Origin of the sequence: Nevskia soli DSM 19509, assembly GCF_000711955.1 — a bacterium.
Taxonomy (GTDB): domain Bacteria; phylum Pseudomonadota; class Gammaproteobacteria; order Nevskiales; family Nevskiaceae; genus Nevskia; species Nevskia soli.
Genome location: NZ_JONR01000001.1, coordinates 281423 through 295852, shown reverse-complemented (window position 1 = coordinate 295852; position 14430 = coordinate 281423). Strand labels below are relative to the sequence as shown.

Below are 14430 nucleotides of genomic sequence, written 5' to 3'. Positions count from 1 at the left end.
GAACGGCCGTGATGCCTCACTATTTTCGTGCCCCTTATGCGGAGACTTCACGCTGTCAAATAGCTCACTGGCGTCTTTGCCGAGCATTCTTGGCGCGCACAAGGATTCGACAGCGAAACTAAGCCACGCACTTCGACTAATGCAGTACAACAACAAAGGCGTGGAACTCTACTCAACAACCATAGAAACAATCGTCAAGCAGCCGCTGCCCCGTCCACGCGAGCAAGCTGATCTGTTCATTCGATGGCTTGCGGAGAATGTTCCGGGACCAGGAGAGACCGTTTGGGTGCAACCCAGTACGCACAGCTCCATCATGGGCGCCAAATCTCCTGCAGGGTTTGGATTAGTGCTTAGACACCTTTTCGACGTCGGCCTCGTAACTGGAAAGATGTCAGAAGCAATTGGCGCCCCAGGGAGAGCCCATGTCACGTTGTCATTTTCTGGTTGGGACCGATACGAAGAACTACGTCAAGGGCGAGCAACATACAGAAAGGCCTTCATGGCGATGAAGTTTGGCGATCCGACTCTTGACGATGTACTTGAGAGAATATTCAAACCCAGCGCGAAACTCGCCGGCTTCGAACTGTTTCGTCTTGATGATATTCCACGGGCGGGCCTAATAGACGACCGGCTACGCGTTGAAATTCAGGCATCCGATTTTCTGGTCGCCGACCTCACCCATGACAACCTTGGTGCATATTGGGAGGCCGGATATGCCGAAGGGCTCGGCAAGCCCGTCATCTATACATGTGAAAAGAGAAAATTTGACACGCAGAAGACCCACTTTGACACAAATCACCATTTGACCATTATCTGGGATCTTGCTTCGCTTGAAGCCGTCGGCGAACAACTGAAGGCGACTATTCGCGCGACATTACCTCAATGGGCGAAGCAGGAAGATTGATTGTAGGTATAACGCGCAAATCCTTGAGACGATTCATGCCAAAGAGACCCTCGAATAGCGTCGCACTTGCCAAAGTTGCTCGTGAAGCGCTTATTCAGGACGAATGCGCAACCTCGCGCTGGCTCGCCACGGACAACCTCTCAGAGCTGCGCCTGTTTTTGGACACACTGGAAAATTTTATTGAAAACGAGGAACGGCGTGATGTTGAGGCTCTCAAACCGCACGCCAAATACCCCGACTTCTGGGCCGATCACTACCCATACCAGTGGCAGCAAATTATTGGCAGCCAGCTTCGGCAATCGTTCCTTGTATCTCTCATGTCGGCAACCGAGTTCCATCTTGGTATGCTTAGCCGCGACGCTGCATCAATTGTGCAAACGCCCATCAGTCATGATGATCTGAAGGGATCTATGCTGACGCGTTCCAAGAAATTTCTTGAGGCGTTTGCACATTTCTCCGCGCCAAGTCACAGTTCGTGGGAAATTATTGGAGACCTGTACGCGCTGAGGAATTCAATCGTTCATAACGCGGCGCTAGTAGACGCTGACCGCAATGAAGGCCGTATTGCAGCGATGATGAAAAGGAGCCCTGGCATTTCGCAACCATCGGCCGGCATGCTTGAGATGAAACGGGAGTTCTGTTCGTATGCCCACAAAGCAGTCGAGTCCTTTTTTAACGATCTACATGATCAGCAAATACTGCTTTGCAGGCGAACAGCTAAGTTCGCGCTTCAGAGCCACAGCAAGCCGGGGCGGTGACCTAAAAATGGTTCGACCAACACTCATTGTATGCACAGCACTGGCGCTTTCAGCATGTGCGACGACTCCGGTTTCACTGGATGCCGCGAAGCAAACTCCCGCAGAAAGGGTTCTCGCGTTCCAGCAACCGCCTAGTGGCACCCCCAGCTCCATCGTGGTCACGCGAGATAAAGGTTTTTTGGGTGGTGGCTGTTACTACGCGCTATTGATCAACGGCACGCTAGCTGCAAGGTTTGATACGGGGGAAACAGCAAAATTCTTCATGGAGCCGGGAGAGATTCTATTGCGCGCAGGCCGTGACCCCGAGGGCAAGGCATTGTGTGCCGCCGGGCAAGATGACTGGACACAACGAGAGACTGTCCTGCATCCGCAGGAGACCAAATATTTTCGCCTGTCAATCGACGCGAATGGAAAAACAGACATCCAACGGGCGGAGTAGCACGATAGGTTGGAGTGAGCCTGCGAACCCCAACGTATGGGCTCAAAGGTTTTTGTTTTTTCGCTCCTTGAGCGCCCGATCGCATTCTTGAGCGTTCGCGAACGAATACTCAACCTCGATGTGACCTTCGTCGCCGCTGTCGGCAACTGCCATCAACGAGATGTTCGTCAAACTGTTTGAAAGGGATGATCCTGACTTTTGATCCCAAATCTTGAACAGGTAACGCTCCTTTTTACGCAGAGCCATCATCCAGTCTTTACCATCGCTCCAAATGCTGCCAGGAATTAGCTGATCGGTCTTCTTGCCGCGACCATAGCGTTCATCCAAGCCTGACTCAAGCTCCTCAAAGGCCGATCGAATCGACAACCCAAAAGAATTTGACGGTAGTTCGTGGCCGATTCCCTTCACCCAGCATAAGCCCTGATTGTCAGTAAGTTGCAATATGTACCTCTCGAAGGACGGGTGCGGCCGCGGCGCCGTCGTCAAACTATAGTATCCGTCCTGTAACGCGTTAAGCTGCGCCCCGAACTGGTCAGCCTTCATACCCATTGTGAACCCGAAGGGCCCGTCACCTGCGATAGACGCTAATGACACCTCCGGCGGTGGTGGGCTAGATGTTGGCGATGCAGATGCAACTGCCGTTGGCAGTGTTTGAAATGGCGCAAGACCGTATTTCGCAGCCAGGTAACCCTGCTCAAGCATTGCCAGAGTATTTTCCTGTGTCGCGACGTTTGCGAGGTTCAAAGCACCGATCAACCCACCGCTAGACTCCCTTCGAGTCCTAGCGATCTCCTCTTGAACCTTCAACATTTCTTCGTGAATTTGCTCCGCCTTAGTCGGGTCAGGTTGCTGCGCAGACACTTGTATGACGACTTTTGCTCCCGTCTCGATCGCGTGAATTTGTTGGGTAACAAGGGCTTCATTCGTTTTGAGGATATCAAGTCGAACTTGTGCCAGCGCTTGCACGAGACCACCAAATTTCTTTGTTTCTTCCTCCGTTGCAGTGATATTTCTAGCAATCTCGCCCTGCTCCCTTGTCAGCGCGGCGACTTTCGATTTTTCCTCGTCCGTAAGATGGCGTTGGCATCCCACAGCCAAGATTGTACCCATCAAAACAATAACAGCCTCGCGTCGTAAGCTGCGCATTAAACTCTCTCCCCATTTCGATCTGCGAATACCGACGGGACGCCCCATCGGAGGCGGAACCACTCTTTCCGATTCCGACAAACGCGATTTCGACGGATCTAGGGCAGCAAATACTTGCTGCATTTAGGCAATTCCCTTGGCTGATAGATCCGTGAGGCATTGATCCAGCGAAGGTCGGTTGCACTGTTCCCCAATTGAACCGTTAAATCAATGTTCCCCGATGGCCTCACAATATCCCCTTTCAAGCCCAAGCTGTCAGATCAGGCCCCTCGAATTTCCGATGCCAAAAATCGGGCAAAGCCAAGATGAGACCGAACAAAGCTGACCATTCACAAACTGGCGCGCTGACTAAATCCTCCGAAATTGGCCGTCACAATCTTGCGTTCGTCTCGGAGTGCGTCCAAATAATCCGCCCAAGCCTGCATCATTTTCCTGCGCTCCGGCAGATGCTCGGCATAGTTGTAGGCTGCCCGCACGCGATTGCGCTCGCCGTGGGCAAGCTGGCGTTCGATGGCATCGCGCGGCCAGCCTTGCTCGTTCAGAAGCGTGGAGGCCATGCTGCGGAAGCCATGCCCGGTCATCTGCTCTCCGGAGTAGCCCAGGGCACGCAGGGCTGCGTTCACGGTGTTTTCGCTCATCGGCCGACGGTTGGCGCGCACGCCGGGAAACACGTAAGGCCCTGATCCGGTGGCTGGTCGCAGCCTTTCCAGAATCGCAAGCGCCTGAACAGACAGCGGCACGATGTGCAGCGCCTTCATCTTCATCTTGCCAGCGGGGATGCGCCACTCGGCAGCGTTTAGGTTGAACTCCGTCCACTCGGCATTGCGCAGTTCGCCGGGGCGCACGAACACGTAGGGAGCGAGTTGCAGGGCACATTGCGTCACCAAACCACCGGAATACCCCTGGATGGTGCGCAGGAGATGCCCGACCTCGGCCGGATCGGTGATCGACGCAAAATGACCCTGCTTCACCGGCGGCAGGGCGCCGCGCAGATCGGCGGATGGGTCCCGTAGGGCTCTGCCGGTGGCAACGGCGTAGCGGAACACCTGGCCGCAGTTCTGGTGTGCCCGATGCGCCGTGTCCAGCGTCCCACGGCTTTCGATCCGCCGGAGCACCATCAACAGTTCAGGCGCGGCAATCTCTGCAACCGGGCGAGCGCCGATCAGCGGAAAAATGTCACGCTCAAAGCGGCGGATGATCTTGTCCGAGTGGCTGGCCGCCCAGCCCGCCGAAAACTTGGCGAACCACTCGCGGGTGATCGCCTCAAAGCTGTTCGCCGCAGCTTCGATCTTGCGGCTTTTCTCCAACTGGCGGTGCAGGGAGGGGTCGATGCCGCTGGCCAGGAGCTTGCGGGCCTCGTCCCGCCGGTCCCGCGCGGCCCTGAGAGGCACTTCAGGGTAGACGCCATGGGACAGGCGCTTTTCCTTGCCTGCGAAGCGGTATTTGTGGCGCCACCACTTCGATCCGGTCGGGGTGACTTCGAGATAAAGCCCTTTCTCGTCAGAGAGTTTGTAGGGTCTCTCGCGGGGCCTGGCGTTCCGGCAGGCGGTGTCAGATAGGGACATTGGGGGCAACTCCCAAGGCGTCTGAATGACCTGCCCCCGATGTTGCCCCCTGTTGCCCCCGGATGCAAGCGGACGGGTATGGACCGCGCCGGACGAAAATCCAATAAAAAACCCCGCGTTTTCGCGGGGTTATGGACTTCTTCGGATTTCTCCGGACTTCTAATTGGTGGATGGTACAGGGATCGAACCTGTGGCCCCCGCCGTGTGAAGGCGATGCTCTACCGCTGAGCTAACCATCCGTTTGAGCCGCGCATTGTAGGCATCCGGACACCCCAACGCAACGCTTTTGGGCAAAGCTTCCGGTTTTACGGGCCGCCCGCCTGCGTCAGGCCGGCATGGGTGCCGCCTCGCGCCGGGTCAGCAGCCAGACGCAGGTCGAGATCACCGCGACATCGATCACAACGTGCAGCACGCTGAACGGATTGGGCCGCACCGTGAGAAACCGCAGGATGCCCAGGCTGCCGCCGATGAGGGGAAAGATCGACGCCAACCACAGCGCCGCCCGCTTGGGTGTCAGCAGGTAGGCGCCAAGCAACAGATACAGCACCCCGAACATCGCCGCCCCGATGACATCAGCGTGCCCCTTGTAGACCGCAAGCTGCGCGATATGGGTAACGCCCGAAAGCAGCATCAGGCCCGCGGCAAATCTGCGGGCGGGTGGAAGCACTGTTTGCATCTGGACCCCAATCTGGCCGGACTCGAACTCCGTACAGATTAGCGTCTCCCGGTAGTACGTGCTGGCAGACACCTTGATGCGGCGGCAGCCTCGGTGAAGCCGGCGAAAAACGACCGGCTTCATCCGGGAAAGTGACATTTTTTTGGCGCGCAAGGCCTCCCCTGGCGGTTTCGGGCCTACCGTCCGTCTGCTTCGGATTGCCGTCTAGGGGGTCCTATAGCCACCCCTCCCATCAGCGCTGCCGCCCATCCGTTTTGACGGTCCGGCAACCCTGCCCTGAATAGGATTCGCGGCGTAAGGGCAGGCATTCATTCCGAAGCACCCTTCAACTTCAGTTTCGTTGGGAGAATGTTCGATGATCAAGATCCGCGCCTTACCCGCCCTGTCGGCCTGTGCCGCCCTTGCCGCCACCTTCGCGGCCGGCGTGGCGTCCTTCTCAGCCGAGGCGGGCACGTCCCCCCAGTCCTCCACCTTCCTGGTGTCCCTGACCGTACACGACGACTGCACCATTTCCGCCGGCAACGCGCTGAACTTCGGCACGGCGACCAGCAGCCTGATCAACACCGCGATCAACGGCACGACCACCTTCACGGTCACCTGCACCAACACCACGCTTTATCACATGAGCCTGGACGCTGGATCGACCACCGGCTCTACTGTCACCAACCGCCTGCTGCTTGGCGGTGCGACCGGTGCTACGGTTCCCTATCAGCTCTACACCGACAACACCTACACCGCAGTGTGGGGCGACAGCACCGGCGGCTCCATCATCGATGGTCACGGCACCGGCCAGGCCCAGACCATCACGGTCAACGGCAAGGCGCTGTCGACCGGCAGCATGCCCGCCCCGGACACCTACACCTCCACCGAGACCGTGACGATCACCTTCTGATCGAAGGCCTGATCCCAGCGATTTTCGGAGCGGGTACGCCTCGGAACGCAAGCGGTGCCAGTCTCCATCCGGCAGCCGGCACCGTTTGAAGCCGCAGAGCCCGCTAAAGCCCCGTCCAAATACGGGCCGCATACAGCGGCGGGGAGCGTTTTGGCCCGCGTCTGCGCTTCAGGATGAGGTTTACGGATGAATAATAAAACCAAGTTACGCGCTCTGGGCGCAGTTGCAGGCGTGATCTTGGCGGCGGGCTCCTTCAACGCCGAGGCCGCCACCACCACCAGCACCTTCCAGGTGCAGATCACGCTGATTGCAAGCTGCGCAATCAGTGCGACCACCCTCAATTTCGGCTCCAGCGTGGGCGTGTTGACCTCGGTGGTCAACGGCAGCTCCACGCTCAGCGTTACCTGCTCCAATACCACGCCTTACAACGTCGGGCTGGATGCCGGCACCGTCAGCGGCTCCACCGTCGCCACCCGGCTGATGGCGGGCACCGCCGCCGGCAATACCGGCACCACCATGCAGTTCCAGCTCTACTCCGACAGCGGCCACACGACGACCTGGGGCAATACCGTCGGCACCAATACCGTCAGCGGCACCGGCAACGGCAGCGCCCAGACCATCAACGTCTACGGCCAGGTACCGGTGCAGACCTCGCCCAAGCCGGATACTTACCAGACCACGATCACCGCCACGGTCACCTACTGAAGCATGCGTCCGTGCCAACCGACAGGGAGCGCTGACATGAACGGCAAGCGATCGGGCAAGACGGCAATCCTTGCGGCACTGGCGCTGATGCTGCCGGCGTCCGCGCAGACCTCCTCGGCCGCCGCGACCAACGTGCGCACCGCAACCTTCATGGTGTCGGTGATCGTCGACAGCGACTGCGTCATCGTCAATGCGAATGCGCTGAATTTCGGCCATATCGGCGCCCGTCTGGGCTCGAGTTCCGGCCTTCCCTTCCTGCGCACCGAGCAGGTCACACGCTTGAACGTCACCTGCTCGAAGAACACCCGCTACACGCTGTACATGGACCAGGGCAGCGTCGCCGGCTCGACAGTGGATGCGCGCCTGATGGCCGGCAGCAGCGCGGGCAACGGCGACCGGCTGCAGTACCAGCTCTACACCGATCCGACGCGTTCCATTCTGTGGGGCGACGGCAGTTCCGCCAGCTCCAACAGCGTCGGCGGCACCGGCACCGGCACGCCCCAGACCTACATCGTGTACGGCCGTATACTCGATCAGAGCATGCCCACCCCGGATCTCTATAGCTCAATCATCACGGCTTCGCTGACCTTCTAATTCTGGAGAATGCACATGGCTCAGTCACAGGGACAAAACGGACCGGCGGCAGCGGAGTTGCCTCGCAAACTGTCGTTGCGGACAGCGGCGGCGCTGGGCCTGTTCGTACTGGCCTGCGCCCAACCGGTGATGGCCGCGTCCCTCCAGGTATCGCCGGTGACCCTGCTGTTCCAGCCCAGCCAGCCCGCGCTGGGCATCACCCTGCGCAATACCGGCGATGCGCCCCTGACCGGCCAGGTGCGCGTCTTCGCCTGGAGCCAGGACGGCAAGGATGACAAGCTCGACCCGGTGCAGACCTTGGTGGCCAGCCCGCCGATGGTGGTGATTCCGCCTCAGGGAGAACAGCTGGTGCGCGTCGTGCGCACCAGCCGGCAGCCCGCCGACCATGAAATCACCTATCGCCTGCTGATCGACGAACTGCCGCCGCCCCAAGAAGCCTCGACCGCGGCCGGCGTCAGCGGCGGCGTCAATTTCCGCCTGCGCTATTCGATTCCGGTATTCGCGCCGATGGCCGGCGCACCGGCAGACCCCAAGCTGAGCTGGACGCTGAAGCAGCATGACGGCGCCTGGTTCCTCGGTGCCAGCAACCAGGGCCCCACCCATGCGCAGCTCAGCATGGTCAAGCTAACCGGCACCGACGGTGAAAGCTTCGAGGTTTCTTCCGGCCTGCTGGGCTACGCCCTCGCCGGCAGCGGCCGCGAATGGCGCCTGTCGGAAAAATTTCCAGCCAAGCTCGCCGGCGCCGGGCTCAAGGTCGAAGCAATGGTGAACACGGTGGCCCAGCCGGCCGCGGCCGTCGCAGTCGGCGGCGCTCCGTAAACGGAAGCGTGGCGGCATTCGCCACCCGATGCCGCGGCAGGTTTCCCGGGGCAATGGACGCGACAAGCCGCCCGCCATGCGCCCTTACCTCCATTCATCCGGTTTCAGGCAAGCCGCCGCGGCCCTGGCCGCCGCCGTCGGCATGCTCGGCATGACGGCGGCGCCCGCCGACGCAACGGCACCGGCCACGCTCGACCTCGGCAAGGCGGCCGCCACCCGGACACCGCTGCAATCCACGCCGCCGGATACCACCGCCGGTGGATCCGCCCCTGGCTCCGCCTATATGGCGCTGTATCTCGAAGTCACCCTCAACGGACGCCAGACGCAGACCATCGTCTCCTTCTACCAGAAGGACGGGCACCTGCTGGCGGACGTGGCGGACCTGTACCAGATCGGCCTGGAGACCGGCAGCCTGGAAAACCTGCCGGCCCTCAAGTCGATCCGTCTCGACCAGACGCAAGGCGGCACCGTCAGGGTGACGCCACTGGATCAGGTGCCCGGCCTGAGCTACCACTACGACGCCAGCAAGCAGACCATCGACCTCGTCGCCGACGACAGGCTGGTGCCGCCAACCCTGCTCGGCGACCGGCCGGGCGGCCTGGTCGCCGCGGCCCCCGATTCCGGCCTGGTGTTCAACTACGACGCCTTCCTGCAAGGCAGTCCGGACCGCGACGGCACCACCACGCTGAGCGTGGCGAACGAGGAGCGCCTGTTCAACCGCTTCGGTATCTTCAGCAACACCGGCGTCGCCCGCGCCGGCGGCGAACTCGATCACTACACCCGCCTGGACAGCCTGTGGCATGACGACGATGAGCGGAACCTCACCACCATCCAGGCCGGCGACTCGATCTCCTCCTCGCTGAACTGGTCGCGCGCGGTGCGCCTCGGCGGCTTCCAGTTCCGCCGCAACTTCGCCCTGCGGCCGGACCTGATCACCTTTCCGGTGCCGACGCTGTCGGGCAGCGCGGCGGTACCCTCCTCGGTGGACCTGTACGTCAACAACATCCGGCAGTTCAGCGGCCAGGTACCGAGCGGCCCCTTCATCATCAACAATCCGGTGGCGCTTACCGGCGGCGGCCAGGCACGCCTGGTGGTGCGCGACGAGCTCGGCCGCGAAGTCAGCACCACGCTGCCGATCTACGTCGACAACCGCATGGTGGCGCGCGGCCTGAGCAATTATTCGGTGGAGACCGGCTTCCTGCGCCGCAACTACGGCGCCAGTTCCTTCGACTACGGCGCCACGCCCAGCGCCAGCGGTTCGTATCGCTACGGCTGGTCCGATGCACTCACCTTCGAAAGCCACGGCGAAGCCACCGCCGGGCTCTACAACGCCGGCCTCGGCGGATTGCTGCGCCTGGGACAGTGGGGTGTGGTCAATGCCGCCCTGGCCGGCAACGTCGGCAGGACCGCCGGCACCCAGGGCAGCGTCGGTTACCAGCTGATCCTGCCGCGCGTCAGTTTCATCGCCCAGACCACGCGCAACTTCAGCGGGTACCGCGACCTCGCAGCCATCGGCGGCACGGCGCCGCCGCGCATCTTCGACCAGATCAATCTGTCGATGCCGATCCTGGCAACGCAGAGCATCGGCATCAGCTACATCCATACGCAGAACATCCCGCTGCCGGGGCAGACTGACGCCACGGCCGGCACACCACTGACCGACAGCGCCTCGAACGCGGTGTCGCGTACCGTCTCGCTCACCTACACGGCGCAGCTGACCAACTGGTGCAACCTCTTTGCCAATGCGTATCAAAATGTCGATGCCAGCCATTCCCGCGGCTTCTGGTTCGGCGCCTCGCTCAATCTCGGTCACCGCCTCACCGGCTTCATCGACGGCGGCCGCAATAGCGGCCAGAACAGTTACGGCGCCAGCCTGGTCAAGACCTCCGACTACAACGGCGGCTGGAACTGGGGTGTGCAGGACAACGAGGGCGACCAGTACAGCCGGCTGGCGCGTGCCGGTTACCTGGGACGCTACGGCCAGCTCTCCGCTTCCGCCCAGGACAGCCAGGGCCAGACCCTGCTGTCGCTGGAGGCCGACGGCGGCCTGATCTTCATGGACGGCGTGCTCGAGCCCTCGCGCCACATCTACGACAGCTTCGCCCTGGTTTCCACCGATGGCATTGCCGGCATCCCGGTGCTCAACGAGAATCGCGTCATGGGCAATACCGACCGTGGCGGCCACCTGCTGATTCCGGATCTCAATTCGTACCAGCACAACCACCTGGAAATCGACAGCATGGTGCTGCCGGTGGATGCCAGCATCCCGGTGACCAAGATCGACGTGGCGCCGCGCAGCCAGGCCGGCGTGCTGGCGCACTTCGCGGTGCAGCGTTATACAGCCGCCACCGTGATCCTGGTGGATGCCGCCGGCCAGCCCCTGCCGACCGGCACCCTGCTCAAGCACCAGGAGTCCGGGCACGACTTCGTGGTCGGCTACGACGGCCAGGCCTTCATCGAGAACCTGGACAGCCGCAATCACCTCACGGCCCGCGGCAAGAACCTGAACTGCATCGCCACCTTCGACTACGCGCAGGCCGGCGGCAGCACCGACCTGCCGACCATCGGCCCGGTGACCTGCAAGGCGGCCGGCGCACACACACCATGAGCCCCCATATGAAGATCCAGCTCCGCCGCAGGCTGTTGCAGCCTGCCGTCCTGGTCTGCGTGGCCCTGGCACTGCTGCAGCCCGGCCGCGCGCTGGCGCAGCTGTGTACCGCCAGCGCCACCACGGTTGCGTTCGGCAGCGTCGATGTGGTCTCCGGCGCCGACTATCCCGCCACCGGCACCTACACCATCACCTGCAATATCGGCCTGCTCGGCCTCGGCTCCGTCAACGTCTCGGCCTGCGCCAACATCGCAGGCGCCAACGGCACCACGCCGCGCAGCATGAGCAGCGGCGCCAACAGCGTGGCTTACAACCTCTACTCCGACAGCGCCCACAGCACCGTATGGGGCGCCTTCGGTACCACGCCCGGCATTCCCAACCCGCCGAACCCGGTCAACCTCACCGTCAGCAGCTTGCTGCTCGGCGGCACCGCCAGCAGCAGCCCGATCACCATCTACGGCAACCTGAAATCCAGCCAGAACACCACGGCCATCGCTGGCGGCTACAGTGCCAGTCCCACCGCGACCCTGACCTACAACTACTCCTATTCAGCCCTGTTCCTTCCGGGGACTCCTCCCTCCTGCGTTTCCGGCCCCAGCGGCAACAACGGCAGCAGCACCTTCGCCCTCAACGTCAGCGCCACGGTGATCAACAACTGCAGCGTCACCGCCACGCCGGTCAACTTCGGCAACAGCGTCGGCGTCCTCACCAGCGCGCTCACCGCCACGGGCACCATCGCCGCCACCTGCACCAACAGCGACAGCTACACCATCGCCCTGAACAAGGGCACCACCGCCGGCGCCAGCATCGGCGACCGGCAGATGGCCGGCAGCGGCAGCGCCGTGGTGCATTACCAACTATTCGCGCCCACCACCGTCACCAGCGCCGGCGGCTCCGGCTGCAACTACGCCACGGTCTGGGGCGACACGACATCCGGCGCCCTGGTCAGCGGCACCGGCACCGGCGCGGCGCAGAACTACACCGTGTGCGGGCGGGTGCAGGCGCAAACCACGCCCGCGCCGGCGACCTACCAGGACACGATCCTGGTCACGGTGACTTACTGAATCTCGGACGCTTGATGATCGGAATGAACGATCATCATCAAGCGCACCTGCCGCCGGCCACGCTTCAGGCGCCGGCAACCGCTCCCTTGAGCGAAACAATCCGCAACGCCAGCTCCAGCGCCTGCTCGTAGTTGAGGCGCGGATCGACCGCGCTGCGATAGGCACGCTCCAGGTCGGTCTCGCTGAGGTCGCGCGCCCCGCCCAGGCATTCCGTGACGTCTTCGCCGGTCAGCTCGAGGTGCACGCCGCCTAGCCGCGAACCGCAATCCGCGTGGATGGCGAAGGCCTGCTCGATCTCGCCGAGGATGTCGGAGAAGGCGCGGGTCTTGAGGCCGTTGCCGGCGGTCTGGGTGTTGCCGTGCATGGGATCGCACAGCCACAGCACCTGATGACCCCTGGCGCGGACGGCGTCGATCAGGCCCGGCAGGTGCTGCGCGATCTTGCCGTTGCCCATGCGATGGATCAGGGTCAGGCGGCCCGGCTCGTTGTCGGGGTTGAGCAACTCGCACAGTTGCAGCACCCACTCGGTGCTCATCGAGGGGCTGACCTTGACGCCGACGGGGTTGCGGATGCCGCGGCAGTATTCGACGTGGGCGCCGTCCACGGCGGCGGTGCGCATGCCGATCCAGGGGAAATGGGTGGCCAGGTTGTACCAGCCCGGCTGGCGCGGCACGCGGCGCGTCTGCGCCGCTTCCGCGTTGAGCAGCAGGGCTTCGTGCGAGGTATAGAACTCGACGCGGTTGAAGTCGCTGATGGTCTGCCCGGCCAGCGTCTCGAAGAAGCGCAGCGATTCGCCGATGGCCTCGACCCGCTCGCGGTATTCGTTGGCGTGCGGCACATGCTCCACCCAGTCCAGGTTCCAGTATTCCGGATGGTGCAGATCGGCGAAGCCGCCGTCGATCAGGCCGCGGGTGAAGTTCATGGTCATGGCCGAGCGCTTGTGGCCCTCGACCAGGCGCTGCGGGTCGGCGGCGCGCGCGGCGGCGGTGAATTCCGGCAGGTTGACCAGGTCGCCTCGGTAGCATGGCAGGGTAATGCCGTCGCGGGTCTCCGTATCCGCCGAGCGCGGCTTGGCGTACTGGCCGGCAAAGCGGCCGATGCGCACCACCCGCTTGCGCAGGCCGTGCACCAGCACCAAGCTCATCTGCATCAGCACCTTGAGCCGGTTGGCGATGATGGTGGACTCGCAGTCGGCGAAGCTCTCGGCGCAGTCGCCGCCCTGCAGCACGAAGCGGCTGCCGGCCTGCGCCTCGGCCAGTTGCGCCTTGAGATTGTTCACCTCCCAGGACGTCACCAGCGGCGGCAGGCTGGACAGCTCGGCCAGGGCCTGCCCCAAGGCCGCTGGATCGAGGTAGGTGGGCTGCTGCACGGCCGGGCGGGACTGCCAGGAATCGGGGGTCCAGCCTTGCGCGGCGTCACTGGTCTTGTGGGAGGTCACGGCGGAACTTTTGCGGCCATAATGGGGCAGGAATTATAGGCCTTATCACCAAGATGACCCTGAACCCGGCCCTGCAGGGCACCGCCGAAGGTCCTTTCGGAATCGTCGGGGACGGCCGCGTGGCGACGCATTTCGCCCATTACTTCCGGCTTGCCGGCATCCCGTTCCGGCAATGGTCGCGCCGCTCCCCCACCGTCGACCTGGCCGACTGTCCGGTCATCCTGCTGCTGGTCTCGGACCCCGCGATCGAGGAGCTGGCGAGCCGCTACCCCGGCCGCAGGCACATCCATTTCTCCGGCTCCTTCAACAGCCCCGACGTACACGGCATGCACCCGCTGATGAGCTTCGGCCGCGAACTGTATTCGCTGCCGGACTATGAACGCATTCCCTTCGTCGTCGAGGACCCGGCCCTGTTCCGCAGTGTCTTTCCCCGGCTGCCGAACCCCTGCTACGGCATCCGCCGCGAGGACAAGGCGCACTACCACGCGCTCTGCGCCATGGCGGGCAATTTCACCGGCTTCCTCTGGGCCCGGCTGTTCGAGCAGTTTCCGGCCACCCTGGGCATCCCGCCGGAGGCCGCCATTCCCTACCTCGAACAGGTCTGCCGCAATATCGCGGCGGCACCGACACGGCCGGAAACCTTTCTCACCGGCCCCATCGTCCGCAACGACACCCATGCGGTGGAAAAGCACTTGACTGCGCTTGAAGGCGATCCCTACCGTGCTGTGTACGAGGCGTTCGCCCGCATTTATCTGGACCCGCACAAGCCGCGCCCATGACCTTAGAATGGGCCAAAGTCCCGCGCGCCGTGCCCACGACGGC

The 14430-nt window shown here is 62.5% G+C and carries 14 protein-coding genes and 1 tRNA gene; 10 read left to right on the top strand and 5 right to left on the bottom strand.

The window, feature by feature from the left end:
* Positions 1-139 precede the first annotated feature (139 nt).
* Genes BP26_RS29140 through BP26_RS29135 form a run of 3 tightly spaced genes read left to right on the top strand, consistent with a single transcriptional unit; the run spans position 140 to position 2101 of the window.
* The gene (locus BP26_RS29140) at positions 140-904 is read left to right on the top strand and encodes a TIR domain-containing protein (RefSeq protein ID WP_157572302.1); all 765 of its coding nucleotides are present in this window, start codon (positions 140-142) and stop codon (positions 902-904) included.
* Positions 905-939: 35 nt separating this feature from the next.
* Positions 940-1662, top strand: coding sequence for a hypothetical protein (locus BP26_RS0101345; protein WP_029918782.1), 723 nt, complete (start codon positions 940-942; stop codon positions 1660-1662).
* Positions 1589-2101 (top strand): hypothetical protein, encoded by a 513-nt coding sequence (locus BP26_RS29135; RefSeq protein ID WP_157572301.1) that lies wholly within the window; start codon positions 1589-1591, stop codon positions 2099-2101. Before BP26_RS0101345 ends, BP26_RS29135 begins: the two co-directional genes overlap by 74 nt.
* A gap of 42 nt (positions 2102-2143) precedes the next feature.
* Here BP26_RS29135 and BP26_RS0101335 read toward each other — a convergent pair whose 3' ends face one another.
* From BP26_RS0101335 to BP26_RS0101320, 4 genes are all read right to left on the bottom strand, one after another.
* On the bottom strand, positions 2144-3370 hold the full coding sequence (locus BP26_RS0101335; RefSeq protein ID WP_157572300.1) for a hypothetical protein: 1227 nt from the start codon (positions 3368-3370) through the stop codon (positions 2144-2146).
* A 206-nt stretch (positions 3371-3576) separates the two neighbouring features.
* Positions 3577-4812, bottom strand: a complete 1236-nt coding sequence (locus BP26_RS0101330; RefSeq protein ID WP_051748018.1) for a tyrosine-type recombinase/integrase — start codon at positions 4810-4812, stop codon at positions 3577-3579.
* A 164-nt stretch (positions 4813-4976) separates the two neighbouring features.
* Positions 4977-5051 (bottom strand) — tRNA-Val (locus BP26_RS0101325).
* Between the two features lie 86 nt (positions 5052-5137).
* Positions 5138-5641, bottom strand: a complete 504-nt coding sequence (locus BP26_RS0101320; RefSeq protein ID WP_157572299.1) for a hypothetical protein — start codon at positions 5639-5641, stop codon at positions 5138-5140.
* A gap of 202 nt (positions 5642-5843) precedes the next feature.
* Here BP26_RS0101320 and BP26_RS0101315 point away from each other — a divergent pair, with 202 nt between their 5' ends.
* The 6 genes from BP26_RS0101315 to BP26_RS0101290 all read left to right on the top strand — a co-directional run bounded on the left by BP26_RS0101315 (position 5844) and on the right by BP26_RS0101290 (position 12170).
* Entirely contained in the window at positions 5844-6380 is a 537-nt protein-coding gene (locus tag BP26_RS0101315) for a Csu type fimbrial protein (RefSeq protein WP_051748016.1), read from the top strand.
* 186 nt (positions 6381-6566) lie between these two features.
* The gene (locus BP26_RS0101310; protein ID WP_029918777.1) at positions 6567-7085 is read left to right on the top strand and encodes a Csu type fimbrial protein; all 519 of its coding nucleotides are present in this window, start codon (positions 6567-6569) and stop codon (positions 7083-7085) included.
* A gap of 36 nt (positions 7086-7121) precedes the next feature.
* Entirely contained in the window at positions 7122-7679 is a 558-nt protein-coding gene (locus tag BP26_RS0101305) for a Csu type fimbrial protein (RefSeq protein ID WP_029918776.1), read from the top strand.
* Between the two features lie 15 nt (positions 7680-7694).
* Positions 7695-8498: a fimbrial biogenesis chaperone gene (locus BP26_RS0101300; RefSeq protein WP_084182680.1), complete on the top strand. Its 804-nt coding sequence runs from the start codon at positions 7695-7697 to the stop codon at positions 8496-8498.
* A gap of 76 nt (positions 8499-8574) precedes the next feature.
* A complete protein-coding gene (locus BP26_RS0101295) occupies positions 8575-11106 on the top strand; it encodes a fimbria/pilus outer membrane usher protein (protein WP_169740619.1) in 2532 nt (843 codons plus the stop codon).
* 8 nt (positions 11107-11114) lie between these two features.
* Positions 11115-12170, top strand: coding sequence for a Csu type fimbrial protein (locus tag BP26_RS0101290; protein WP_029918773.1), 1056 nt, complete (start codon positions 11115-11117; stop codon positions 12168-12170).
* A 64-nt stretch (positions 12171-12234) separates the two neighbouring features.
* Here BP26_RS0101290 and BP26_RS0101285 read toward each other — a convergent pair whose 3' ends face one another.
* Complete coding sequence (locus BP26_RS0101285; RefSeq protein ID WP_029918772.1) at positions 12235-13608, bottom strand: class II 3-deoxy-7-phosphoheptulonate synthase; 1374 nt, start codon at positions 13606-13608, stop codon at positions 12235-12237.
* Positions 13609-13661: 53 nt separating this feature from the next.
* Here BP26_RS0101285 and BP26_RS0101280 point away from each other — a divergent pair, with 53 nt between their 5' ends.
* Positions 13662-14387 carry a DUF2520 domain-containing protein gene (locus BP26_RS0101280; protein WP_029918771.1) on the top strand — a complete coding sequence of 242 codons (726 nt, stop codon included), beginning with the start codon at positions 13662-13664 and terminating at the stop codon, positions 14385-14387.
* Positions 14388-14430 lie beyond the last annotated feature (43 nt).